Here is a 22,741-nt window from a genome sequence, read left to right as displayed (position 1 = left end):
TCGCGGCCAGGCGGGCCCCGGTAGTGCTGGTGACGCGTGAGGATCAGTCCTCGAAACGGCCCTGGTCCGAGCTCTCCGCGGCCTTCTCCTCGAAGCGCGCGGTGTCACTGGGCACGGCGGTGATCTCCGGCCCCGCGAACACGGACTCCCACGGGCGCGTCTGATCCTTCATCACGATCTCCTCTCCACTGGGCGAACCCGTTGACGGAACGTCATCGGGCTTCATCAATCAGTGAACTGTGCAGGGGAGTTGGCGGGTACCGTACGGAGCACTCGGGGCCGTATATCAGGTATACGAGAGCGGGGACCCCATGACCCGGCGCACGGCGAACCACCAGCTCAAGAAGCTGATCGAGGAATCCGGCCTGCCGTACGACGCAGTGGCGCGCGCCGTGAAGGCCGTCGCGTCGGAGAGCGGCCGGCGGCTGGGGACCAACAAGTCGGCCGTCCACCACTGGACGCTCGGCGCGGTCCCGCAGGGGGCGACCCCCGGCTACCTGGCCGAGGCGCTCTCCCGGCGCCTGGGTCGCCGGATCACCCGCGAAGACCTCGGACTCCCCTCCCCACCCGGCGGCGAAGATGAAAGCATCGGGCTGACGCTGGACTTCGACCCCATCGAGACGCTGACCGCCATCGGGAGCGCAGACGTGAACCGACGCCGTTTCCTTGCCGCCTCCGCCTTCTCCATGGCCGCCTCCGTCCTCCCGCTGGAATCCGTCCGGGAAGCCGCCGCCCGCACCCGCAGCGTCAGCGGCGGCGCGCTGGCCGGGCACGCCGACGTCGCGGCCGTGCGGGACATGGTGAAGCTCTTCATGGACATGGACGAGAAACACGGCGGCCAGCACGGCCGTGCCGCCTTCGCGCAGTACCTGATCACCGATGTCCGTGACCTGTGCCGGGCCCGGTTCAGCAGTGAGGAAGCCCGCGCCGAGGCGCTGTCCGTCGCCTCCGCCGCAGCTCATCTATGTGGTTGGAAGGCGTATGACAGCGGGGAGCAGGGGCTCGCGCAGCGGTACTACATGCAGTCGCTGGGACTTGCCCGGGAGTCCGGAATCCCAGGTCAGGATGGGTTCGTGATGCGGACCATGTCGCAGCAGGGCATGAAACTGCACCGGCCCGAGCACTGCCTGGCGCTGGCCGAGACCGGCTGGGAGACCGCCAAGGGACGAGTCGACCAGCAGGTCGAGGCGCTGTTCGCCGTCACCCACGCGCACGCGCTCGCCAAGACCGGCCGACGCAAGGCCGCACTCGCCGACGTCGACCGGGCCCACGCCGCGCTCGCGGCGGGTATGGACGACGAGGTGCCGTTCTGGGCACTGGTGTGGGGACCGCCTGCGGCCACCGTCCATTCCCGGACTGCCAAGGTTCTCGAAACGCTGGGCGACCACCCCAATTCCGCTCGCAGCTACGCGACCGCGGCGGCGAGCCGGCCGGGCACCACATACGCCCGGATCATCGCCCTCGACCTCGTCGCCCAGGCCGAGCAGCAGGTCAAGCAGGGCGGCATCGAGCAGGCATGCGCCACCTGGAGCCGGGCGATCGACACCATGGCCGGGGTGAAGTCCACCCGGACCCTCAAGGCCGTCCGCTCACTGCGCGGGGACCTGCGCCCGTACCGCTCGCGCGGCGTACGGGTAGCGGCTGAACTCGACGAGCGCGCCCGAGTCTTCCTCACCTGCCACCGCTGACGACGGAGGCGGCCCGCGCCGGGGAGAAGCCTCACCGGACGCAGGCTCCACACCCACGCGCCCGAAGAACAGATACGTTTCTGGATAATCCGCCACGGATCGAATTGTTACGCTGGTGCGTATGACCGCCATGACAACCACCCGTACGGAACCGGACCTCTCCTATCTCCTCGACCACACCAGCCACGTCCTGCGCACCCGCATGTCGGCCGCGCTCGCCGAGATCGGGCTGACCGCGCGTATGCACTGCGTCCTGGTGCACGCCCTGGAGAAGGAGCGCACCCAGATCCAGCTCGCCGAGATCGGCGACATGGACAAGACCACGATGGTCGTCACCGCCGACGCCCTGGAGAAGGCCGGGCTCGCGGAGCGCAGGCCGTCCAGCACGGACCGGCGCGCGCGGATCATCGCGGTCACCGAGAAGGGCGCGCGGCTCGCCGTGCGGAGCCAGGAGATCGTCGACAGCGTGCACCGCCAGGCGCTGTCGGCGTTCTCCGACGCGGATCGCGAGGCGTTCCTGCGGTTCATGGACACCCTGACCGGCGGGCAGTTGGCCGTCGCGTCCGCGACTCCGGGGACGGGGACGGCGCGGCGGGCGCGCCAGCGCGAGAAGTAGAGGGACGAACAAGAGATTCCGAGAGAGATAGTCTGCAACGGAACTATCCGTTAGAGTCCTTCCTGTCGACCCGTTTCAGGGGCGATCCATCGACAGGAGAGACCCATGTCCGCAGATTCACACGCAGACACGAGCGCGGAGACCGCACTCGCCACCCCGCCCCCGACCTCCCCGAGCTCCCCGAGCTCCCCGACCTCCCGCACCCGCGCGCTCGCCCTCGGCGTGCTCGCCTCGGGCATGCTGATGATCGTCCTCGACGGCTCCATCGTCACCGTCGCGATGCCCGCCGTCCAGGACGACCTCGGCTTCTCCCCCGCCGGTCTGAGCTGGGTCGTGAACGCCTATCTGATCGCCTTCGGCAGCCTGCTCCTCCTCGCGGGGCGGCTCGGCGATCTCCTGGGCCGCAAGCGCGTGTTCCTCGTGGGCACCGGGGTGTTCACCGCGGCCTCGCTCCTGGCGGGTGCCGCGGCCTCGCCCGCCGTACTGATCGCGGCGCGCTTCCTGCAAGGCGTCGGCAGCGCGATGGCGGCGGCGGTCAGCCTCGGCATCCTCGTCACGCTGTTCACGGAGCCCGGGGAACGGGCCAAGGCCATCGCCGTCTTCAGCTTCACCGGCGCCGCCGGCGCGTCCATCGGCCAGGTGCTGGGCGGGGTGCTCACCGATGCCCTGAGCTGGCACTGGATCTTCTTCATCAATCTGCCCGTCGGGCTCGTCTCCCTCGCCCTCGCCGCCCGTGTCCTGCCCGGCGACACAGGTGCGGGCAGTGGCCGCGGCCTCGCCGCCCGCGCCGACGCCATCGGCGCGCTGCTCATCACGGCCGGGCTGATGCTGGGCATCTACACCGTCGTCAAGGTCGAGCAGTACGGCTGGGTCTCGGCCCACACCCTGGGTCTCGGCGCCCTCGCCCTGGCCCTCATCGGCGCGTTCGTCGCCCGCCAGGCGACCGCCCGGACCCCGCTCATGCCGCTGCGGATCTTCCGTTCGCGCAGTGTCACCGGGGCGAATGCGGTGCAGATGCTGATGGTCGCCGCGCTGTTCTCGTTCCAGGTCATCCTGGCGCTGCACTTCCAGCGGGTGCTCGGATACGGCGCCGGCGAGACCGGTCTCGCGATGCTCCCGGCCGCGATCGTCATCGGCGTCGTGTCGCTGGGGGTCTCCGCCCGGCTCAACGCCCGCTTCGGCGAGCGCAACGTCCTGCTGGCCGGACTCGTGCTGCTGATCACGTTCCTCGTGCTGCTGAGCCGGGTGCCCGCCGACGCGGACTACGCGAGCGATCTGCTGCCGCTGATGCTCCTCCCCGCCGGTTTCGGGCTCGCGCTTCCGGCGCTGACGTCGCTGGGGATGTCCGGCGCGGGGGAAGCGGACGCGGGGCTGGTGTCGGGGCTGTTCAACACCTCGCAGCAGATCGGGGGCGCGCTGGGCGTCGCCGTCCTGTCGACGCTGGCGGCCTCGCGGACCGAGAGCGTGCTCGCGGACGGCGGGAGCGAGGCCGAGGCGCTGACCGGCGGATACCAGCTCGCCTTCGGCGTCGGCGCCGGACTGCTGGTGACCGCGTTCGTGGTGGCGTTCGTGGTGCTCAGGCCTCGTACTCGGTGAGGTCGATGGAGTGGATGTTCAGCGCGAAGCCGTACTCGGGGTGCTTCGTCTCGCGGTCGAGGACCAGGTCGAGCTTGCGCAGCACGTTCTCGGACTCGTCGTTGCCCATCCGGTTCACGGCGACGACACGCTCCAGACCCCGGTCCTGAAGGGCGAACTCCAGAACGGCCTGGGCCGCCTCGGAGGCGTAACCCTGGCCCCAGAACTGGGCGCCGAGCCGCCAACTGATCTCCACGTCCGGCAGCACCTCGGGCAGATACTCCGGTACGGAGAGACCGGCGAAGCCGATCAGTTCGCCGGAGGCGAGCAGTTCGATCGCGAACAGCCCGAAGCCCTCCTCGTCCCACTCCTCCTCCCAGCGCTCGATGTCCTCGGCCGTCTCGTCGAGGTCGCGGACCGAGCCGTCGCCGATCCAGCGCATGACCTGCGGGTCCGAGTTGATCTCGGCCATGGCGGCGAGGTCGTCGTCGGTCCAGCGGCGAAGGAGGAGGCGGGGCGTGCGGATCTCGGTCATGCGCTCATCCTGTCAGGCCGTCCGTCAGGGGTGGATGGCCGCGTAGTCGGCCGTACGCCACGCGGCACGGAACCCGTCGTACGTGTCCGTATCCGTGTCCGTATCCGTGTCCGTGTCCGTGTCCGTATCCGCCGAGCCTTCCGCGCCGCCCCAGATCCGTACGGTGTCCGTTCCCCAGCCCGGCTCCCCCGTCGCGGCGAAGTCCGCCCACGCCCGCACCATGCGGCGCGACAGGTCGTGGTCCTCGGCAGTCGGCGGGCCGCCGATGAGGAACGCCAGCTCGGGCACGTCCAGAACGCCGAAGACGAAGGGGACGTCGGCGCAGTGCCATGGGAGTACGACTCCGCCTTCCGTGACCCGCTTCCTGGCGAATCGCGAGAGATGCGTCGTGCGGCCCGCCCGCGCGTGCCGGTCGGCGAAGCGGCTGCTGTACTCGGCGAAGGACATGTCGCCGAAGATCGCGAGGTACAGGTCGAGCACCGGCGCGTCCGGTCGCAGCGCCCGGTACGCCGGCACGAGATCGTCGGGCAGCCCGAAGGCCCTTGCGAACGCGTCCAGTTCACTGTCCGTCGAGATCTTCTTGCTGCTGCCGACCGCGTCCAGCAGCCAGTACTCCTGTGTCGTATGACAGACCAGCAGTTCGACGTCGGCGCGGTCCGCCGGATCGGCGTCGAGAGGGTCGGCGGGCAGTACGTCCCCGTCGGCGACCGGGCCGTAGAGCACCGGATCGTAGTGGCGCGCCCCCGCCGCCGGGTCGTCGCGGAGGCGGGCCGTGACCCGGTCGCTCGCGCCGACCAGGTCGTACGGGGACGCCGCCGTCAGCCCCTCGGCGGTGGCCGGGACTCCGGCGGCCTCCGCCACCAGGCGCGTGGTGTCGGCGGCGAGTTGGCGCGAGTAGACCGGGCCGACCAGGCTGTGGGCGATCGCACGCCGGAACAGCCCGCGCGCCCGCTCCATCACCGTCAGACACGCGACGGACGTCGCACCGGCCGACTGCCCGGCCACGGTGACATTGCCGGGATCGCCGCCGAAGGCCGCGATGTTGTCGCGTACCCACTCCAGGGCGGCGATCTGGTCGAGCAGACCACGGTTGTCGGGGAATCCGGAGCCGGAGCCGGGGATGTGGCCGAAGCCCTCGAAACCGAGCCGGTAGTTGAGGGTGACGACGACCGGTCCGGCGCGGGCGAGCGCCGTACCGTCGAAGTCCGGCTGGGCGGCGGAGCCGAAGGTGTACGCGCCGCCGTGGATCCAGACGAGTACGGGCCGTGCGCCCCCGACGCCGCCGCCCGAGCCGCCCGAGCCCCCCGTCCAGACGTTCAGACTCAGCACGTCCTCGTCGCCGGGCGACCAGGACGGCGCGCCCGGCAGCTCCGCCGACTGCGGCACGATCGGCCCGAACCCGGTGCACTCCCGCACGCCCCGCCACGCGGGCGCGGGCCGGGGCGCCTTGAACCGGTCGGCGCCGAACGGCGGTGCGGCGTACGGGATGCCGAGCACCGCGACGACATCGGAGGCCCAACGGCGGCCCCGCACAAGCCCGTTCACCGTGGGGAAGTCAGTCATCCGGCCGTACCTCCGCGTCCGCCGCCCACACCGCTGTCCCCGCCGCGCTCGCGCACCAGCAGATCGACCCCGTCCAGAATGCGTTCGAGCCCGAAGGCGAACTCGTGGTCGGGGCTCTCCGGTTCGTCCGGTACCTCCAGCACACCGGCCGCCAGCATCTCCGCCACGGTCGGGAAGCGCTCGGGGTCGGCCAGCCTGCGCATCGTGCGACCGTATTTGGCGAGCACATGCTCCGCCGACTGGCCGCTCGCCGTCACGGCGGCGGCCAGGTCGGCCATCAGTGTCGCCTCGTGCCGTACGTAGCCGTTCACCATCAGCATCACCGACAGCTTCTCGCCCCAGTCGAGCCGGGTCCCCTCCAGCGTGACCAGCCCCGACTCCCACCAGGCCACCATCCGGGGTGTGGCGGGCGGGCTGAACACCGGGATACGCAGCGCCCACAGGTTCTCGTAGCTGACCCGGCGCATCGCCCAGGCCCAGTCCGACATCGCCGTACGCCAGTCGGTGCCCGGCGCGGGCGGTGCGGGCGGGTCGCCGATGATCGCCTCCTGCATCAGCACGTACAGCTCGTCCTTGGCCGCGACGTACCGGTAGAGCGACATCGGCGACACCCCGAGCTTCTTGGCGACGCGGCCCATCGAGACGGCGGCCAGCCCCTCCGCCGAGGCGAGGGAGACGGCCGCGTCGACGATCCGCGACAGGCTCAGGCTGGGTTTACGCCCCTTCGTGGGGCGCTCGCGCAGCCCCCAGGCGGCTTCGATGCTGGGCGGCAGCCCCGTACCGATGTCGTCGTCGCCGCTGTTGTCCTGCGTCACGTCCGCGCCGCCGCCTTCCCCGCTCGTGATCCCGATCCCGCCCGCTTGACGCCATCCTAGTTATGCGTAACCCTTACACATCAAGCGTAAGGGTTACGCATAAGCGTACCGACGACACGCGACGGAGGAGCGGTGGCCATGAGCCCCCAGAGAGCGATCAGCGCCATCGGCCTGGAGAAGTCCTACGGGAGCGGCGACGAGCGGGTGAAGGTGCTCGACGGCATCGACCTGTCCGTCGAGCGCGGCACGGTCTTCTCCCTGCTCGGCCCGAACGGCGCGGGCAAGACCACCGCCGTACGGATCCTGGCCACACTCGCCGACGCCGACAACGGCACGGCCCGCGTGGCGGGTTACGACATCCGCACCCAGCGGCGCCAGGTGCGCCGCGCCGTCAGCCTGACCGGCCAGTTCGCCTCGGTGGACGAGAAGCAGACCGGCGAGGAGAACCTGCGCATGATGGCGCGCCTCGGCGGTCTGTCGCGCGCGGACGCCCGCCGCCGGGCAGCCGAACTGCTGGAGCGCTTCGACCTCACCGCCGCCGGGCGGCGGCTCACCCACACGTACTCGGGCGGCATGCGGCGACGGCTCGATCTGGCCGCCGGGCTGGTCGGCGAGCCGGAGGTCATCTTCCTGGACGAGCCGACGACCGGGCTCGACCCGCGCAGCCGACAGGAGCTGTGGCGGGTGGTGCGCGAACTGTCGGCCGGCGGCTCGACGGTTCTCCTGACCACCCAATACCTGGAGGAGGCCGACCAGTTGGCGGACCGGATCGCCGTACTCGACAGCGGCCGGCTGGTCGGCGAGGGCACGGCGGCGGAGCTGAAAAGCCGGGTCTCCGGGCACCGGCTCGATCTGGTGCTCGCCGACGCGGCGGCGTACGAACGGATCGCGCCGCTCGCCGTGCGGCGCTCACCCGACACGCTCACGCTCGGCCTGCCCACGGACGGCACGGCGACGCGCGTACGGGCGCTGCTGGACCATCTCGATCCGCGACGCCGCGACATCGTGAGCTTCACCGTGCACAGCGCGACGCTGGACGACGTGTTCCTGGCCCTGACCGGCGACGAGACCACACAGAGCACCCGGATGGAGCCGACCCATGTCTGACGCGGCGACGATCTCCCGCCAGGGCGGCCGGGCCCTCAACAACTCCCTTGTCATGACGGGGCGTTCGCTGCGCCTGAGCGCCCGCAGCATCGACGCGATCCTCGTCTCGCTGATGCTGCCGGTCATGCTGATGCTGATCTTCGTCTATCTCTTCGGCGGCGCCATCCAGACCGGTACGGGCGGCCCGTACGTCTCCTACGTCGTGCCCGGCGTCCTGCTGCTCTGCGCCGGTTTCGGCTCGTCCGGCACGGCGGTGAGCGTCAACGAGGACATGAAGGGCGGCATCGTCGACCGGCTGCGCTCGCTCGACGTCGGCGGTACGTCGATCCTCGCCGGCCATGTCGCCTCGAGCACCGTGCGCAACGTGGTCTCCACGGTCCTGGTCCTCGGCGTGGCCCTGCTGATCGGCTTCCGCCCTACCCCGACCCTCCCCGGCGCCCTCGCGGCGGCGGGTCTGCTGCTCGCCTTCATCGTGGCGATCTCCTGGCTGGCGGCGGCGGTGGGCCTGCTCACCAAGTCCCCGGAGGCGGCGGGGTCTTTCGCGTTCTTCATGATGTTCCTGACCTACCCGAGCAGCACGTTCGCCCCGATCGAGTCGATGCCGGGCTGGATCCACGGCTTCGCCCACAACCAGCCGGTCACCCCGGTGATCGAGTCCCTGCGCGGCCTCCTCCTGGACCAGCCGGTGGGCTCGGACCCATGGGTGGCGCTGGCCTGGTGCGCGGGGATTCTGCTGGTGACGCTGGGGCTGTCGGGGCGGCTGTTCAGGAGCCGGACCGCATGAGCCAGTGCCGGTACGCGGCCATGATCTGTCCGCGCGTCGGTACGGACACCAGCCCCAGCGGCTCCCGCGCCGTGTCCAGGACCCGCTGGATCCGCCACGCGACCGGCGACAGCCGCCGCCGGGTCGTCGCGGCCCCGTCCTGGCGGGAGTCCCGGGAGTCCGGCGAGTCCTCCAGCGACCGCGCGGCGCGGATGACGTCGGTGTAGACGGACTGGAGCCGCTTGTACGCGAGCAGTACGGGCAGGTCCCGCCGCCAGCCCGCCGAGCTGCCGGGCCGCGCCCGCTCCACCGCGTCACGCCACACATCCGTGGTCCTGGCCGCCTCGCGCGCCCCGTGCCGCATCAGATGCAGGTGGGTCGCGAGGTCGTAGAGCGGGTCGCCGATCATGGCGAGTTCCCAGTCGATGATCCACAGGTCCCCGGCCAGGTCGATGACGAAATTCTGCCGGTGCAGATCGCCGTGGAGCAGGGCGGACGGCCGCCGGCTCAACGCCCGGGACCGGTCGCGCAGTTGGTCGAGGCCGTCCGTGCCGGTGACTCCGAGCGCCGCGAGGAGCGGACCGTACCGCTGCTCGTGCCTGCGGTGGACGCGCCGTTCGGTGAAGTCGATGAGGCGTCCGAGCGCGGCGGCCGAATCCCCGTCGCCCGGCGGGCGTTCGGCCGCCGGTATTCGCCCGATGTCCATGGCGTGCGGATCGATGGAGACCAACTGGCGGAAGAACTGCCCGAGTTGGCCGAGGTGGCGCGGGGACAGCCGCCGCTCGCCCGGCCATCCGGAGCCCAGCGTCCGGCCCTCGATGAAACCCCGGACCCGGACCCCGTAACCCTCGATCCGCAGCACTTCCGGAATCCGGTCGATCCGGCCGCGCAGCGCCATCAGGAGCTGGTCCTCCGAGGCGAAGTAGCGCGGGTCGAACCAGAGCACCCCCGGCCGCGGAACGCGCAGATTGGCCCGGTCGTAGCGGCGGGCGAGCGCGCTGCCGCGCGGCAGCGGGACGGCGTACGCCTCGTGGTGGTAGCCCGTGAGCGGCCTGACGCTCCCGCGGTCCGCGCCACCCGACCCGACCGCGCGCCGACGTGCGTCGGACACCGCGTCAACTGTCATACGGGGTCGGCCAGGTCAGCGATGGTCGGGTGGGTCACGTCGCTCCGTCCGTCGGGTCGGAGGGGCACGAAGGCGGCGCCTCTGTCATCCATCTTGCCCGCAACCGCGCCCGATCGGGAGGGCACATACGAACGGGAGCACCGTGCGCGAGGAGGGGACGGCGCACTCGACCGGCCGCCCCTATCCGGGGAGCGCGGCCAGCAGCTCGCGCATCGACTCCAGCACCACGGGAGCGCCCGCGCCGGCCAGCGATTCCCGTCCCCCCGGCCTGCGGTGGTAGCCGATGAACGGCATGCCCACCGCGCGGGCCGTGGTGAGATCCGTCCGCGAGTCGCCGATCATGACGTGCCGCTCGGGGCCGCCGGCCGCCGGCACCATGGCCAGTCGCAGCGCGTGCGGATGCGGCTTCATCAGCCGGGTGTCCGGATCGCGGCCGATGACCGGGCCGTCGAAGCAGTCGAGCACGCCCAGGCGCTCCAGGACGCGGGCGACCGCCACCGGGTGGTTGTTGGAGGCGACGGACAGATGCCGTCCCAGTCCCCGCCAGGCCCGGATGAAGTCGGTGGCGCCGTCGGTCTCCGTGCCGTGTTCCGCCGCCTTCCACTCCGCGGCGTCGAGCGCGTCGCGCATCTCCAGGGCGACCCTGCGCCACGTACCGGTGCCGGGGTGCCGGTCGTGCTCCGTCAGGATCCGGTGGGGGTCCTGGACCCCCGCCAGCTCGGGCAGGACGGTGCCGTTCACGCGCGCGATGTCGTGCAGGTCGGCGGCGATGGCGGGGGCGACGCTCTCCGGCGACCCATCAGGCCGGGCGAAGAACCGTACGACGGGCCCGTCCAGATCCAGCACGACGCAGCCGGCCCCGCTCAGCACCCGCTTGAGGGCGTCGTGCCGGGAGACGGACGAGGTCAGCGGGGTTGGTGGGACCGGCGGAAGCGGCGGGACGGGCGGGAGCGGTGAAGCTGGGAGGGTGCTCACGATCAGAATTCCGCCTCTGCCGCCAGGTGCTCCCAGCGCGAGTCGAAGAACTTCTGCGCCCGCCCCACGAAACCGAGCCGGCTGGAGGCGGAGTCGGAGTCGGGCGGGGAGTCGGCGCCCGCGCGGTACGGATGGAGCAGTGAGGCCGATCCCAGACCGATCGCGTCCTTGATCGTCATCACCTCGCCGGTCTTCTCCCACATGACGTCGTGCTCCGTGATCTCGTAGAGCCCCTGGAGGGCCAGATTCCCGTTCAAGATGTACAACTTGAAGTCGGGAATCCAGGACACGACCCTGACCTCGACCGTTACCTCGGAGACAAGCCCTTTGGCCTGGAGGTCGAACAGGGCCTGCCGGATCTGGGACACGCTGCGGAAAAGTATCCCCTGGAGCCGCTGGACCGGGCGCGGGTCGTCGGGATCGTCGACGTTCCTCGGCACGTCCAACCGGGCGCGGGTGTCGGGCAGCATCAGGCGGGCCGCGATACGCGCCGGGGGCGTCGTGCCGCCCTCCTGGATGCGCTGGGCCTGGTCCGAAATACGGTTCGCCAGCACCTCCGTGGTCATCGAGTAGACGTCGAGCGTCACCTCGCTCGCCTCGAACGCCTTGTTGAGGGACGGCCCCAGCATCACCGCGGGCACGCTCTCCGAGGCGATCGCCTCGCCCGCCGCCTCCGCGGGCGCCGCGCCGCCGGGCAGTCCGGGCGCCACGAACGTGCCGCTGCCGCGCCGGGACTCGATCAGCCGCTCCTCGCGCAGCACTTCGAGCGCCTCGCGGATGGTCGACCTGGACGCCCCGAAGCGCTCGACCAACTCCTCGTTGGTAGGCAGCCGCCCGGTCGCCCGGAAGTCGCCTCGGTTGATCGCGGCACGCAGATCATCCGCGATCGTCGCGTACCGGTACCGGGACTCTTCGTGACCTGACTCTCGATGCACCACCCCGCAACCGTACAACCACGCCACAGTTGCGTGTAGATGGATCCGACAACTCACCAGGCTCGTCCGACCATGACTGGCTAAAATACATACAACTACACAAGTTTGCAGGGCAGTTGTCAGCGGGCATGAACAACACAGTCAACTACATAAAGTTGTAAGGGAGTTGATCGGCTTACTTCCCCGGCAGTCCGCCCGAAGGAGAAACCGCCATGCCCGTGATCGCCCTCGTCCTCGCCACCTTCGCCCTCGGCTTCGAGCAGTTGGTCGCCTGGCACTTCGGTGCCATGGGCGTCATCGCACTCGTGCTGCTGAGCATCGGGATCAAGGCCAAGAACCCCACCTGCGCCGGCATCGGCGCCGTGGTGCTCGCCCTGCTCCTCATGCAACCGGGCACCGGCTGACCACCGCGCCCCCGGCTCAGAAGATGTCCGGGCACCAGGGCCGTCGTGACGTGCGGAACAGCGCGTCCGTACGGGCCGCCGCCCCCGCCGTCTCCTCCCTCACCGTGCCCAGCGCCGCCAGCCGCACCGCCGACTCGTCCCCCAGGTACAGCGCGCCCAACTCCCGCACGTCCAGCGCCAGATCGGCCGACTCCGTGGTCGGCGCACAGGTCGTGCCCGCCGGGCTCGTGTCGAGCCGGTAGCGGCCCGAGGCGAGGGACGAGCGGTCGTGGATGTCCAGGACCAGGGTGCCGGAGGCCGCGTACGTACGGGACTCCAGCGCCCGTACGGTGTCGAGGATCCGCACCCACAGGAAGTCCGCCTGCGTGACGATCCTGGCCGCGCGCGGGTCCGGGAGGAAGAGGGGGACCAGGTCGTCGGGGGCGCGGTAGCCGGTGCGGACCGTGGTGATCCAGTCGATCGAGCAGACGTAACCCCACAGCGCGCGCTCCGCCGCCGTCGTCACGGCGATCGCGTCGAGCACCGTCGCCGTGTTCAGCGGCTGCTTGGCGTCGCCCCAGGTCTCGTCCGCCTTGTACGTCAGCAGGCCCTCCACCTCGCCCGACGCCGAGCGGTACAGCGCGTAGAACGGCTCGGTCCATGGTTCGTGCGAGGCGGCCGTGCCCGTGTGGACCCGCCACCAGCGCTCGTCGCGGTCGACCACGCCGTGCCGCAGCGAGCGCAGCCGCTCGTGCAGGTCGGGGCCCAGCTTCCGTACCTCCGCGCCGTCGATCAGATCGACCCGGCCGCCGTCGTCCGGCTGACCGGACGCGCGCGGGTCAAGGCCGGCGCGCGGTACGTCGATCGACCACTCGGTGATCGAGGCGGCCGGGCCGAAGCCGTAGCGCCCGTAGATCGGATACTCCGCCGCGATCAGCGTGGACACGACGTCGCCGCGCTCCTTCGCCTCAGCCAGATCGTCGTTGATCATCCGGCTGAGCAGCCCCCGGCGGCGGTGCGTGGCCGAGACCGTGACGTTGGAGACCGCGTTGGACGGCAGCCTCGCACCGCCCACGGCGGTCAGCTCCTGCGGGAAGGTGCGGTACGTGGCGACGCAGCGGCCCTCGTCGAACGCGCCGCGCGTACGGCGCACGTCCATGTACTCGCTACGGATCGCCACCTCCTCCTCGCTCACCGTGGGTACGCGGAGAAAGCCGGTGGTCAGGGCACGGAGCCAGTCGGGGAATTCGGATTCGCTGATCATTCGGACGTCGATGGCCATGCTCGTACGCTAAACACAGACGGGCCGGAATGTCCTGCGGGTTTCCACCGACCCACCGACCCACCGACCCACCGACCCACCGACGAACGGGACGCGCGGTCAGAACACCGCCCGCACCTCGCCCACCTCCGCCTCGCCGCCCATCAGCGGCGCCCGGCCGATCCGCTTCAGCACCGGCCCCTCGACCCCCAGCAGCCCCAACGCCCGTGCCAGCACCGGCCCCAGGGCCCGCAGGCCCCCGTCGTCCACCTTGAACGCCAGCGCGCGCCCGTCCGCCAGCGCCACCGCCTGGACCGCCTCCGCGCCCATCTTCGACAGCGCCCCCGGCACCTCGCGCATCAGCCACGTGTCGGCCCTGCGCGTACCGGCCACATACTCCGGATGGGCGCGCATCGCGTCCGCCACCCGGCGCTCGGCCGAGCCCGGCTCGGCGAGGACGAAGTGGCGGAAGGCGCGGGCGAGTCCGGTGAGCCCGACGGCCATCAGCGGGGCGCCGCAGCCGTCCGTACCGACCGCCGCGATCCGCTCCCCCGACGTCTCCTCGACCACCGTCGCGACGAGCCGCTGCAACGGATGGGACGGCTCCAGATAGGTGTCCAGCGGCCAGTCGTTGTGGACGCAGGCCGCCAGCATCGCGGTGTGCTTGCCGGAGCAGTTCATGGTGACCCGGTCCCGGATCCGCCCCGCCGCCAGATACGCCTCGGCCTCGACCGGGTCCAGCGGCAGATCGGCCGGATTCAGCAGATCGTCCGCCGTCAGCCCGGACTCGGCGAGCATGCGCTGCACGAGAGTGAGGTGAAAGTCCTCGCCGGAATGGCTCGCGGCGGCCAACGCGAGGCGTTCACCGGACAGTTCGGCCCCGGCGCGCAGCACGGCGGCGGCCTGGAGGGGCTTGTTGCTGGAGCGCGGGAAGACCGGCACGTCCGGGTCGCCGAGCGCGAACTCCACGCTGCCGTCGGCCGCGAGCAGCACCAGCGAGCCCCGGTGCCTGCCCTCCACGAAGCCGGACCGCACGATCTCCGCGAGAACCGGGGACGTGGTGGTCGTCGTCCTGCGAGTGGTCATCAACGGGCCTTCCGGGCGGGGACCGCTCCGGAAGGCAGCCACGGCGTCAGGTGAGCAGGTCGTCTACTTGTGCTTCGCCTTCACGGTACCTGCGGGCGATCTCCGCACTGCAATCGTCCGCCGTCCGCTGGAGATGGTGCCGACGCCGCGAAACCTGCTGCTCATGGCGGACCAGCCGGCCCATCGCGGCGCGCAACTCCTCGTCCGTACGGGCCGCGAGGTCGGACAGCTCCACCTCGGCCAGCGCCTCGGCGGCCAGCAGCCGGAACTCCTCGCCGCGTGGTGTGGAAAGAGTCACATGCCGGGCGGAGGACCGGTGGAGCGAAGGAGTGTCCGCCAGGATCTCGGAGAGCCGGTCCACGACCGGTGTCTCGGGCGCCGCCCGGCGCGCCAGCTCGGCCCGCAGGATGTCGATACGGCCCTGGAGGAGGCGGCGCAGATAGCTCAGGTCGGCCTCGTCACGCGTCGCGTCCCGGCGCAGTGCGCGCAACTCCGGCAGCCGCAGGGCGTTCTCACCGCCCGGTGCCCGCTGCGCGGGGGGCCGGACGGTCGCCGCACCGGCACTCGCGCCGGCACCCCTGCTGGCCGCCGTACTGCCGGTGATCGGTACAGGACCGGGCGACTGCCCGGCACCAGATGTGCTCATGCGTGCTTACTTCCCCTCGCTGCGCGTGCGTGCATCGTGCCACTCCCGCACGTGCAATTGCAGGTGCCTGCACCCGTTCGGCCCTGGACGGCTGAGGGACGACGCCCGGATAGGTTGGCCCGTATGCGAGCAGTGGTGCAGCGGGTGGACGGTGCGAGCGTCGCCGTGGTGACGGATTCGGGGACCGAGACGGTCGGCGAGATCGTGGGCGAGGGGCTGTGTGTGCTGGTGGGAGTGGCCCACGGGGACACGGAGGAGAAGGCGGCCCAACTGGCCCGCAAACTCTGGACGCTTCGGATCCTGGCGGGCGAGCGGTCCTGTTCGGAGGCAGCCGCCCCGCTGCTGGTGATTTCACAGTTCACCCTGTATGGGGACGCCCGCAAGGGCCGCCGCCCCACCTGGAACGCCGCGGCGCCGGGCGAGGTGGCCGAACCGCTCGTGGCCGAGGTGGTGGCGCGGCTGCGGGAACTGGGAGCGACCGTGGCGACGGGCCGGTTCGGAGCGGACATGCGTGTCTCACTCACGAACCACGGCCCGTTCACGGTGCAGTTGGAGATGTGACCTCACCACGCCCGGTGGCTCAGGCTTCGACGACCACTTCCTGCGACGCCGCCGTGTTCCCCGCCATCAGCGGCGCGTCCAGCGGCACATTGCGCTTGACCAGAGCCAGCGCGATCGGCCCCAGCTCGTGGTGGCGCGCCGACGTCGTGACGAAGCCGAGCTGGCGGCCCTCCTCGCCGTCGGCGGCCAGCCGTACGGGCGTGCCGTGCCCCGGGAGCAGCACCTCGCTGCCGTCCAGATGCAGGAAGACCAGCCTGCGCGGCGGCTTCCCCAGGTTGTGGACGCGCGCCACCGTCTCCTGGCCCCGGTAGCAGCCCTTCTCCAGATGGACGGCGCCGCCGATCCAGCCCAGCTCGTGCGGGATGGTCCGGTGGTCGGTCTCGAAGCCCAGGCGCGGCCGGTGGCCCTCGACGCGCAGGGCCTCGTACGCGAGGATCCCGGCCGGCGGGCCGTTCTCACGGGCGTACGACTCCAGGTCGGCGCGCGGCAGGAAGATGTCGCGGCCGTACGGGGTCTCCCGTACGACGGCCCCTTCCGGTGCCTCGGCGATGGACCCGGCGGGGACGTGGACCACGGCGAAGTCGTCCGTACGGTCGGCGACCTCGACGCGGTAGAAGAACTTCATCGACTCCAGGTAGCCGATCAGCGCCTCGCGCGTGCCCGGCTCGACATGCGCCCACACCGTCTCGCCGTCGTCCACGAGATACAGCGCGTGCTCGATGTGGCCGTTCGCGGACAGGATCAGCGCCTCGGTCGCCTCGCCGGCGGGCAGGGCGCTGACGTGCTGGGTGAGCAGCAGATGGAGCCAGCTCAGCCGGTCGTCCCCGGTGACGGTGACGACTCCGTGGTGCGAGAGGTCCACCAGGCCCTTGCCTTCGGCGAGCGCCCGTTGTTCGCGGAACAGATCGCCGTAGTGCGCGGCAACACCTTCGTCCTGTCCTTCGGCGGCCACGGCACCGGGCAGGGAGAGGAGCGGGTTGGTCGTTGACTGTCGCTGCATACCGACAAGCGTACGACCCGGCCGGCCAGCCTAGGAATCACCGCCCGCCGCGCGCGCGGTGCAGTCGCGGCAGGTACCGAAGATCGCGAAGTGCTTCATGTCGGTCGTGAAGCCGAACGTCTCGCGCAGCTTGTCGGTGAAGTCGGCGGCGACCGCGACGTCCGCCTCGATGACGTTCGTACACTCCCGGCAGACCAGATGGATGTGGTGGTGCCGGTCCGCCAGGTGGTACGTCGGCGCACCGTGGCCCAGATGCGCGTGCGAGACCAGGCCCAGCTCCTCCAGCAGCTCCAGCGTCCGGTAGACGGTGGAGATGTTGACGCCGGACGCGGTCCTGCGCACCTCGCACAGGATGTCGTCCGGCGTCGCGTGCTCCAGGGTGTCGACGGCTTCGAGGACAAGCTGGCGCTGCGGGGTCAGGCGGTAGCCGCGCTGCCTCAGGTCACTCTTCCAGTCGGTGCTCACCACGCACCCAGTGTAGGCAGCGCTCGACGAGCGCCCACGTGGTTACTTGAAGAACGCGATGCCGTCGTCCGGCAGGTCGCCCAGGTCCTTGGCCCAGGCCGCGACCTGCTCCGGCGAGACGACCTTCTTCAGATGCGCCGACATGTACGCGCGCAGCGAGACCTCGGGGGTCGACTTCTCGCCGACCCACATCAGGTCGCTGTTCACATAGCCGTAGAGGCGCTTGCCGCCGCTGTAGGGGCCAGCAGACGCTGTACGCGCGACCGCGTCCGTGACGAGGTCGATCTGCGGCTTCTGGTCGGCCAGCTCCCCGTACCAGATCTCCACGATGCCCTGGTCACGCACCATGACGACCTCGACCTTGCGGTCGGCGTCGATGCGCCAGAAGCCGGACTCGGACTCGATGGGGCGGATCTTCTCGCCGTCGGAGTCCAGCGCCCAGGTGTGGGAGGAGTACTCGATGAAGTCCCGGCCGTCGTGGCTGAACGAGACTTCCTGGCCGAAGTTGGCCTTCTCCTCACCGGGGAAGTCGAAGACGCCCACGCCCTCCCAGTCACCGAGGAGGAAGGCGAGCGGGACAAGGCCCGGGTTCAGGTCGGACGGGATCTCGATCATGGGCAGCTCAGGCGATCTGTAGGGATTCGAGTGGGTACGGGACCGGACGGCCGGGCCCGGTCAGTTCTGGCCCTGGTAGAGCTTCTTCACGACGAGCACGGTGAACGCCAGGATCGCCACCGCGATCAAGGCGAGCAGGGCGGTGAAGACATTCTCAAGCACAGGGTGCTCCTCTTAAGAGCGTGAGGGCGGTAAAGGGCCGGTCCCCAGCGTAATGGGTGGGGACCGGCCCTTCACTGCGAGGTGTGCCCGGCCCTCAGCCGAGCAACTGGTTCTGGAGGATCACCGTCTGCCGGAAGGGGACGCGCGGGGCGCCGCCCTCGCGGGACTGGACGACCAGCGCGAGCGTGTCACCGGCGGTGATGTACGCGTGCCTGACATGCACCGGGCCGCGCGGCGCGGCCTCGTCGTACGCGTACGTCAGCGTTCCGTACACCCCGCCGCTGCGCGAGAACGCCTCGTCGGCCGACGACAGCTTCTCGACCCCCGTCACCTTCTGCGGCGCGTCCGTGGCGCCCTTCAGATGGGTGCCGAAGAAATACAGCGCGGTCGCCGTGGAGTGGAAACGCAGCAGGTAGACACGGGTGGACGTGCCGTCGTCGCTCATGGTCCAACCGCGCGCCGCGATATGGCGCAGACCGTTGTCCGTGAAATCGGCGGCCATCTTGGCGCGGGTGCCCTTGTCGTACTCCTGGAGGAAGCGGCTGACCGGCACCCGGCTGTTCTTGCCGGCCAGTGTCGGGTCCGGGCGGCTTCCCTCGGGGGCGGGCAGCAGCAGTCGCTCCAGGTCGGCGTAGTGGATCTGGCCGGAGTTGCCCCGGCCGAACGGGCCGACCGCGCCCGCGGGCAGGGTCGGCTTGGCGAGCGGCGGGTACGTCCAGCGGCCGTCGTCCTTGGTGGCGAGGGTGGGGACGTCGGTGCGGTCGCGGTCGATCACGGTGTACGCGACGGTGGTGCCGAGCACGCCGAAGACGACCGCGGCGGCGGTCCAGCGCAGGGCGGCGAACAGCGCGGCGCTACGGCGGCGGGGGGCGGGGGGCGGTGCGGGTGCCGTGCCCGGGTCCGCCGGGGTGATGACCTCTTCGACGGGCGAGATGGCGGTGGAGGTGGAGGCGGCGGTGGTGGTGGTCCGGTCGCTCATGTGGACTCCCCGGAGTCCGCCAGACGGCCAAGCTGTTCTTCGAACATGCGATCGATTTCCTTGGAGTCCAGTTTCGAAGCGCCGTAGGCGTACGCCGTGACCAGAACGTCGTGCGTGTGCCAACTGCACAGCATGGCGTTGAGCTCCGCCTCGCCGTCCGGCAGCAGAAAACAGCCGGCCGACGGGCCCTTGCGCAGACCGTCGAGTACAGGCTTGACGTCCGACCGGAACCGGGAGAGCGCGCGCTCCGACCCGGCCTCCTCGACCTGCGCGAGGTGCATCTCCACGACGGACAGGCTGTCCGAGTTGCTGTAGCTGCGCTGCGCCCCGCCCGTGAACCTCAGCTTCCTCAGGGCCTTGGCGAAACGGTCCCGCTGCCCGGCGTCGAGACCGCGTACGGCGTCCTTGGCGTGCTCGGCGGTGCGCGCGGCGTCCAGCGTGTTGTCGTTGCCGAGCGACGCGATGTCCGGGCCCAGCAGATAGCCGTCCGGCTCGTAACCGTCGTCCACCGGCAGCAACTTGGCGCCGATACCGCCGGGCACGAGGACCTCCGTGTCGGCGGGGCTCGCCTCGGGCACCTCGTTCGACCTGGACGGCGGCCAGGCGCGGGTGGGGGCGGTGCGGTCGGCGTCGCCGACCTTGCCAACGGCCCAGATCCCGCCGCCGGCGGCGACGGCGAGCGCGAGCACGGCGAGGACCCCGACGACCACGCTCCTGGGCAGGCGGCGGCGCGGGGCGGTGGAGCCGATGATGTCCTGATCAATGTCCTGATCGGTCACAGAAGCTCCAACTGCCGCTTGGCGAGGGCTTCGAAGTCCTTCTTCGGGACCGGGCCCGCGTTGTTGTCGTAACGGATGTCCATCGCGATGTCCCCCCGGAAGGCGACGGCGCGCGCCTGGTAGTACGGGTTGTAACCGGGCTGCCGGTCGGGCTCGTCGAACACCCACGTCCGGCCGCTCGTACTGCCGGGGATGGCGGAGCCCTTGTTGCCCGCCCACTTCTCGCCAACCATGTACCGCTGATGCCCCGCCGCGAACGCGGACGCCTCCAGGCTCTGCTCGTCACGGAACTGGACGATCGTGACCGTCACATAGATCTGGCCCCGCTCCGACCAGCCGACGCTCGCGGCACGCCGGTATTCGGTCCGCACCATGTCTTCGAACATATCGCCGGGCCGCTCGAACCCGGCCGCGAAGTCGGAGAAGCCGACCCAGTCGGCCTTCTGTTCGGTCTTCGCGCCCTTCGGCTTCTTCACCAGCAGCTCGCGCAGATCGCCGTCGCTCGGCGCCCACCGGTTCGCCGACAGCGACCGCGCGGTGGTCTTGCCGTCCGCCGGGACGAGTTCCGGCGTAGGCACCTCGGACTGGGCCAGCGGTGGCAGCGGTGTGGGCTCGCGCTGGTACTGCACCGCGTAGCCGGTGACGGCTCCGGCGAGTACGCCGAGGACAGCGGCCCCCGCGATCAGTGCGACGGTGCGCCGCCCCCGGCGCGGTCTCGGGCGCGGTCTCGGGGTGCCGTACGGATCAGGGCTCGATCCCTGATCCGGCACGGTTTCGGGCGATTCCAAGAGGTCCCCCCACAGGACTGAGGCGCGGATTCCGTTATCCGCGCATCCAACAGACCCGCCACGCGCCAACGGGGTTGTACAGGCGCGCATTACAGTTCGGGACATGGCGAAGAAGCTCGTGATCAAGGTAACCGCCGGCGCCGACGCCCCCGAGCGCTGCTCGCAGGCATTCACCGTCGCGGCGGTCGCCGTGGCCAGTGGTGTGGAGGTGTCCCTCTGGCTGACCGGCGAATCATCGTGGTTCGCCCTGCCGGGCCGGGCCGCCGGATTCGAGCTGCCGCACGCCGCGCCCCTGCCGGACCTGATCGAGTCGATCCAGTCGGCGGGCCGGATCACGCTGTGCACGCAGTGCGCGGCGCGCCGCGAGATCGCGGAGGAGGACGTACTGGAGGGCGTACGGATCGCGGGCGCCCAGGTCTTCGTCAGCGAGGCGATGGCGGACGACGCGCAGGCGCTCGTGTACTGACGTACGGCCGTGCGGGCCACCACGAATATCCGGTCGCCACCGGCCCGCCCGCCTCCTACGTTCGCCGTATGACGTCACGCTTCGGGCCGCTGATCGACACCCGCCCGCTCTTCCCACGCGACCGGTACGCACTGCTCGAACTGCTCCGGTCGCTGGAGCCCGAGGAGTGGTCGGCGCCCACGGTCTGCCCCGGCTGGGACGTGCACGACGTCGCCGGGCACATCCTCAACGACTGTCTGCGCCGTCTGTCCGGCGGCCGTGACGGACACCGCGGCGCCGTCTTCGAGAACGACGAGACGCTGCCCGCCTATCTGACGCGGGTGAACGGCGTCTTCGTGGAGGCGACCCGCCAGCTCAGCCCGCGCGTGCTGACCGACCTGCTGGCCCTTCTCGGCCCACAGCTCGACACCCTGTGGGCGACGGTCCCGCTCGACGGCCCCGCCGGGCTCGACGTCTCCTGGGCGGGCACGGACGAGCCGAGCCCCGTCTGGCTGGACATCGCCCGCGAGTACACCGAGCTGTGGGTCCACCAGCAGCAGATCCGCGACGCGGTCGGCCGCCCCGGCGCGGCCGGACCCGACCTGCTCGCCCCGGTGATCGACACGTTCATGCGCGCCCTGCCGCACACCCTGCGCGAGCACGAGCGCCCGGACGGCACGTCCGTACGCTTCGACGTCACCGGCCCGGCGGGCGGCACGTGGTCGGCGGTCCGCCGCTCGGCCCGCTGGCTCCCGTCACCCACCCCCCACCCGTCGCCGACGGCACGGATCACGGTGGACCAGGACACACTGTGGCGCCTGGCCACCCGCGGAACAACACCCGAGCAGGCCCGCACCCACTGCGTCCTGACCGGCGACGAGACACTGACCCGCACGGCGACGACGCTGCTGGCGGTGGTCGCGTAGCGCGGGGAGCCTTCAACGCCCCCGGGACAGGGCGAGCTTGTTCAGATCCAGGTCGATCTCGAACGGCACCGGCCGGTGCAGCGAGCCCCTGAAGATGCCGGCGGGCGCGTAGGCGGCGGTCGGCTCGTCAAGTTCGTAGACGTGGACGACGGGTGCCCCGTCCTCTTCCTCGATACGCCAGTAGTGCGGGATGCCCGCCTCCGCGTACTTGTGGAGTTTCACGGTGCGGTCGCGGTGGGCGGACTCGGGTGAGACCACCTCGACCGCGAGTCGCACTTCCTCCGGTGCGAACCACGTGCGGTCGCCGTCGAAGTCGGCCGTCGTGACGACCAGATCCGGCTCGGGGCGATTGCGTCGGTCGAGCTTGATGGTCATCTCCCGGCCGACACTGACGTCGTCCGGCGCCTGCTCCATGAGAGCGACGGTGAGCATCGTGACGAGGTGGCCGTGCCACCAGCGCTGTGGGGACATCATGAAGACGAGCGCTCCGTCGATCAGCTCGGTATGGCGGGGTGCCTCGGGAAGGCGGTCCAAGTCCTCCGCGAACCAGCCTTCCGCGCGGGGCGGGCGCATCCAGTCGGGCAGTGCGGTCATGACTTCACCGTAGCGTCTCGCGCCTGAGTCGACCTACCCCCGGCTCATTTCGGCTTCTTCCTGCCGTCCAGTTCGTCCCACCACTCGTCCGACTTCGGATCGCCCGACTTCGGGTCGCCCGGCGGGTCGTCCCACCAGCGGTCGTCCGGGCCGCGCGCGTTTGCGATCATCGCCGCGATCGGGGGGATGACCATGGCCACCACGCACATGCCGATCGCCGCCGGCACCGACCACAGGCGTACGAACGCCCAGGCGCTGACGAACAAGGCGATGCATACGCCCATCAGCACGAAGTAGCGGCGACGGCGTCGCGAGTACATACATCGAGCTTACCGACGGCACGAAGGGCCGCA

General features: G+C 70.8%; 27 protein-coding genes. 9 read left to right on the top strand and 18 right to left on the bottom strand.

Features of this window, described 5'->3' with window-relative positions:
- Nucleotides 1–43: 43 nt before the first annotated feature.
- Nucleotides 44–172, bottom strand: coding sequence for a hypothetical protein (locus OG329_RS22730; RefSeq protein ID WP_405797626.1), 129 nt, complete (start codon nt 170–172; stop codon nt 44–46).
- Between the two features lie 139 nt (nt 173–311).
- Here OG329_RS22730 and OG329_RS22725 point away from each other — a divergent pair, with 139 nt between their 5' ends.
- The 3 genes from OG329_RS22725 to OG329_RS22715 all read left to right on the top strand — a co-directional run bounded on the left by OG329_RS22725 (nt 312) and on the right by OG329_RS22715 (nt 3,900).
- Nucleotides 312–1,688: a hypothetical protein gene (locus tag OG329_RS22725; RefSeq protein ID WP_405797625.1), complete on the top strand. Its 1,377-nt coding sequence runs from the start codon at nt 312–314 to the stop codon at nt 1,686–1,688.
- 121 nt (nt 1,689–1,809) lie between these two features.
- On the top strand, nt 1,810–2,304 hold the full coding sequence (locus OG329_RS22720; RefSeq protein ID WP_405797624.1) for a MarR family winged helix-turn-helix transcriptional regulator: 495 nt from the start codon (nt 1,810–1,812) through the stop codon (nt 2,302–2,304).
- Nucleotides 2,305–2,409: 105 nt separating this feature from the next.
- A complete protein-coding gene (locus tag OG329_RS22715; RefSeq protein WP_405797623.1) occupies nt 2,410–3,900 on the top strand; it encodes an MFS transporter in 1,491 nt (496 codons plus the stop codon).
- Here the strand turns inward: OG329_RS22715 and OG329_RS22710 are convergent.
- From OG329_RS22710 to OG329_RS22700, 3 genes are read right to left on the bottom strand one after another with little or no spacing between them, the layout of a single operon-like run.
- Nucleotides 3,881–4,414: a GNAT family N-acetyltransferase gene (locus OG329_RS22710; protein ID WP_405797621.1), complete on the bottom strand. Its 534-nt coding sequence runs from the start codon at nt 4,412–4,414 to the stop codon at nt 3,881–3,883. The two genes, OG329_RS22715 and OG329_RS22710, sit on opposite strands and share 20 nt — an antisense overlap.
- Before the next feature lie 24 nt (nt 4,415–4,438).
- Entirely contained in the window at nt 4,439–5,977 is a 1,539-nt protein-coding gene (locus tag OG329_RS22705; RefSeq protein ID WP_405797620.1) for a carboxylesterase/lipase family protein, read from the bottom strand.
- Nucleotides 5,974–6,792 carry a TetR/AcrR family transcriptional regulator gene (locus OG329_RS22700; protein WP_405797619.1) on the bottom strand — a complete coding sequence of 273 codons (819 nt, stop codon included), beginning with the start codon at nt 6,790–6,792 and terminating at the stop codon, nt 5,974–5,976. Before OG329_RS22700 ends, OG329_RS22705 begins: the two co-directional genes overlap by 4 nt.
- Nucleotides 6,793–6,930: 138 nt before the next feature.
- Between OG329_RS22700 and OG329_RS22695 the strand changes: the two genes are divergently transcribed.
- Complete coding sequence (locus tag OG329_RS22695; RefSeq protein ID WP_405797617.1) at nt 6,931–7,899, top strand: ATP-binding cassette domain-containing protein; 969 nt, start codon at nt 6,931–6,933, stop codon at nt 7,897–7,899.
- On the top strand, nt 7,892–8,683 hold the full coding sequence (locus OG329_RS22690; protein ID WP_405797616.1) for an ABC transporter permease: 792 nt from the start codon (nt 7,892–7,894) through the stop codon (nt 8,681–8,683). Before OG329_RS22695 ends, OG329_RS22690 begins: the two co-directional genes overlap by 8 nt.
- Here the strand turns inward: OG329_RS22690 and OG329_RS22685 are convergent.
- From OG329_RS22685 to OG329_RS22675, 3 genes are all read right to left on the bottom strand, one after another.
- Nucleotides 8,664–9,773, bottom strand: a complete 1,110-nt coding sequence (locus OG329_RS22685) for a phosphotransferase (RefSeq protein WP_405797615.1) — start codon at nt 9,771–9,773, stop codon at nt 8,664–8,666. The two genes, OG329_RS22690 and OG329_RS22685, sit on opposite strands and share 20 nt — an antisense overlap.
- A gap of 195 nt (nt 9,774–9,968) precedes the next feature.
- Nucleotides 9,969–10,763, bottom strand: a complete 795-nt coding sequence (locus OG329_RS22680; protein WP_405797614.1) for an HAD family hydrolase — start codon at nt 10,761–10,763, stop codon at nt 9,969–9,971.
- A 2-nt stretch (nt 10,764–10,765) separates the two neighbouring features.
- Entirely contained in the window at nt 10,766–11,701 is a 936-nt protein-coding gene (locus OG329_RS22675; protein ID WP_405797613.1) for a GntR family transcriptional regulator, read from the bottom strand.
- A gap of 209 nt (nt 11,702–11,910) precedes the next feature.
- Between OG329_RS22675 and OG329_RS22670 the strand changes: the two genes are divergently transcribed.
- Nucleotides 11,911–12,102 carry a hypothetical protein gene (locus tag OG329_RS22670; protein ID WP_405797612.1) on the top strand — a complete coding sequence of 64 codons (192 nt, stop codon included), beginning with the start codon at nt 11,911–11,913 and terminating at the stop codon, nt 12,100–12,102.
- Between the two features lie 16 nt (nt 12,103–12,118).
- On the opposite strand, the gene OG329_RS22665 is transcribed toward OG329_RS22670, so the two are convergent.
- The 3 genes from OG329_RS22665 to OG329_RS22655 form a co-directional block, all read right to left on the bottom strand.
- On the bottom strand, nt 12,119–13,363 hold the full coding sequence (locus OG329_RS22665) for a GNAT family N-acetyltransferase (RefSeq protein ID WP_405797610.1): 1,245 nt from the start codon (nt 13,361–13,363) through the stop codon (nt 12,119–12,121).
- 99 nt (nt 13,364–13,462) lie between these two features.
- Complete coding sequence (locus tag OG329_RS22660; protein ID WP_405797609.1) at nt 13,463–14,428, bottom strand: asparaginase; 966 nt, start codon at nt 14,426–14,428, stop codon at nt 13,463–13,465.
- A 46-nt stretch (nt 14,429–14,474) separates the two neighbouring features.
- Nucleotides 14,475–15,074 carry an ABC transporter substrate-binding protein gene (locus tag OG329_RS22655; protein ID WP_405797608.1) on the bottom strand — a complete coding sequence of 200 codons (600 nt, stop codon included), beginning with the start codon at nt 15,072–15,074 and terminating at the stop codon, nt 14,475–14,477.
- 123 nt (nt 15,075–15,197) lie between these two features.
- On the opposite strand from OG329_RS22655, the gene dtd reads away from it, so the two are divergent.
- Nucleotides 15,198–15,635 (top strand): D-aminoacyl-tRNA deacylase, encoded by a 438-nt coding sequence (dtd, locus tag OG329_RS22650; RefSeq protein ID WP_405797606.1) that lies wholly within the window; start codon nt 15,198–15,200, stop codon nt 15,633–15,635.
- Between the two features lie 19 nt (nt 15,636–15,654).
- Here dtd and OG329_RS22645 read toward each other — a convergent pair whose 3' ends face one another.
- The 6 genes from OG329_RS22645 to OG329_RS22620 all read right to left on the bottom strand — a co-directional run bounded on the left by OG329_RS22645 (nt 15,655) and on the right by OG329_RS22620 (nt 20,423).
- Nucleotides 15,655–16,635 carry a YgfZ/GcvT domain-containing protein gene (locus OG329_RS22645; protein ID WP_405797605.1) on the bottom strand — a complete coding sequence of 327 codons (981 nt, stop codon included), beginning with the start codon at nt 16,633–16,635 and terminating at the stop codon, nt 15,655–15,657.
- 30 nt (nt 16,636–16,665) lie between these two features.
- On the bottom strand, nt 16,666–17,103 hold the full coding sequence (locus tag OG329_RS22640; protein ID WP_405797603.1) for a Fur family transcriptional regulator: 438 nt from the start codon (nt 17,101–17,103) through the stop codon (nt 16,666–16,668).
- Nucleotides 17,104–17,142: 39 nt separating this feature from the next.
- Nucleotides 17,143–17,715, bottom strand: coding sequence for an FABP family protein (locus OG329_RS22635; protein ID WP_405797602.1), 573 nt, complete (start codon nt 17,713–17,715; stop codon nt 17,143–17,145).
- Between the two features lie 256 nt (nt 17,716–17,971).
- Nucleotides 17,972–18,856, bottom strand: coding sequence for a hypothetical protein (locus OG329_RS22630; protein WP_405797600.1), 885 nt, complete (start codon nt 18,854–18,856; stop codon nt 17,972–17,974).
- A complete protein-coding gene (locus OG329_RS22625) occupies nt 18,853–19,635 on the bottom strand; it encodes a hypothetical protein (protein ID WP_405797599.1) in 783 nt (260 codons plus the stop codon). Before OG329_RS22625 ends, OG329_RS22630 begins: the two co-directional genes overlap by 4 nt.
- Entirely contained in the window at nt 19,632–20,423 is a 792-nt protein-coding gene (locus OG329_RS22620) for a hypothetical protein (protein ID WP_405797597.1), read from the bottom strand. The genes OG329_RS22625 and OG329_RS22620 overlap by 4 nt, the downstream gene beginning before the upstream one ends.
- 103 nt (nt 20,424–20,526) lie before the next feature.
- Between OG329_RS22620 and OG329_RS22615 the strand changes: the two genes are divergently transcribed.
- Together OG329_RS22615 and OG329_RS22610 are read left to right on the top strand one after the other, a co-directional pair.
- Nucleotides 20,527–20,889, top strand: a complete 363-nt coding sequence (locus OG329_RS22615) for a DsrE family protein (protein ID WP_405797595.1) — start codon at nt 20,527–20,529, stop codon at nt 20,887–20,889.
- Between the two features lie 68 nt (nt 20,890–20,957).
- Nucleotides 20,958–21,794 carry a maleylpyruvate isomerase family mycothiol-dependent enzyme gene (locus OG329_RS22610; protein ID WP_405797593.1) on the top strand — a complete coding sequence of 279 codons (837 nt, stop codon included), beginning with the start codon at nt 20,958–20,960 and terminating at the stop codon, nt 21,792–21,794.
- Nucleotides 21,795–21,806: 12 nt separating this feature from the next.
- Here the strand turns inward: OG329_RS22610 and OG329_RS22605 are convergent, their stop codons facing one another.
- Nucleotides 21,807–22,388, bottom strand: coding sequence for a Uma2 family endonuclease (locus OG329_RS22605; RefSeq protein WP_405797591.1), 582 nt, complete (start codon nt 22,386–22,388; stop codon nt 21,807–21,809).
- 44 nt (nt 22,389–22,432) lie between these two features.
- Nucleotides 22,433–22,708: a DUF3099 domain-containing protein gene (locus OG329_RS22600; RefSeq protein ID WP_405797590.1), complete on the bottom strand. Its 276-nt coding sequence runs from the start codon at nt 22,706–22,708 to the stop codon at nt 22,433–22,435.
- Nucleotides 22,709–22,741 lie beyond the last annotated feature (33 nt).

It is taken from the genome of Streptomyces sp. NBC_01506 (assembly GCF_045040295.1).
Lineage (GTDB): Bacteria > Actinomycetota > Actinomycetes > Streptomycetales > Streptomycetaceae > Streptomyces.
The sequence above is the reverse complement of the archived record's forward strand: the minus strand, read 5'-3'. Positions and strand labels throughout refer to the sequence as shown.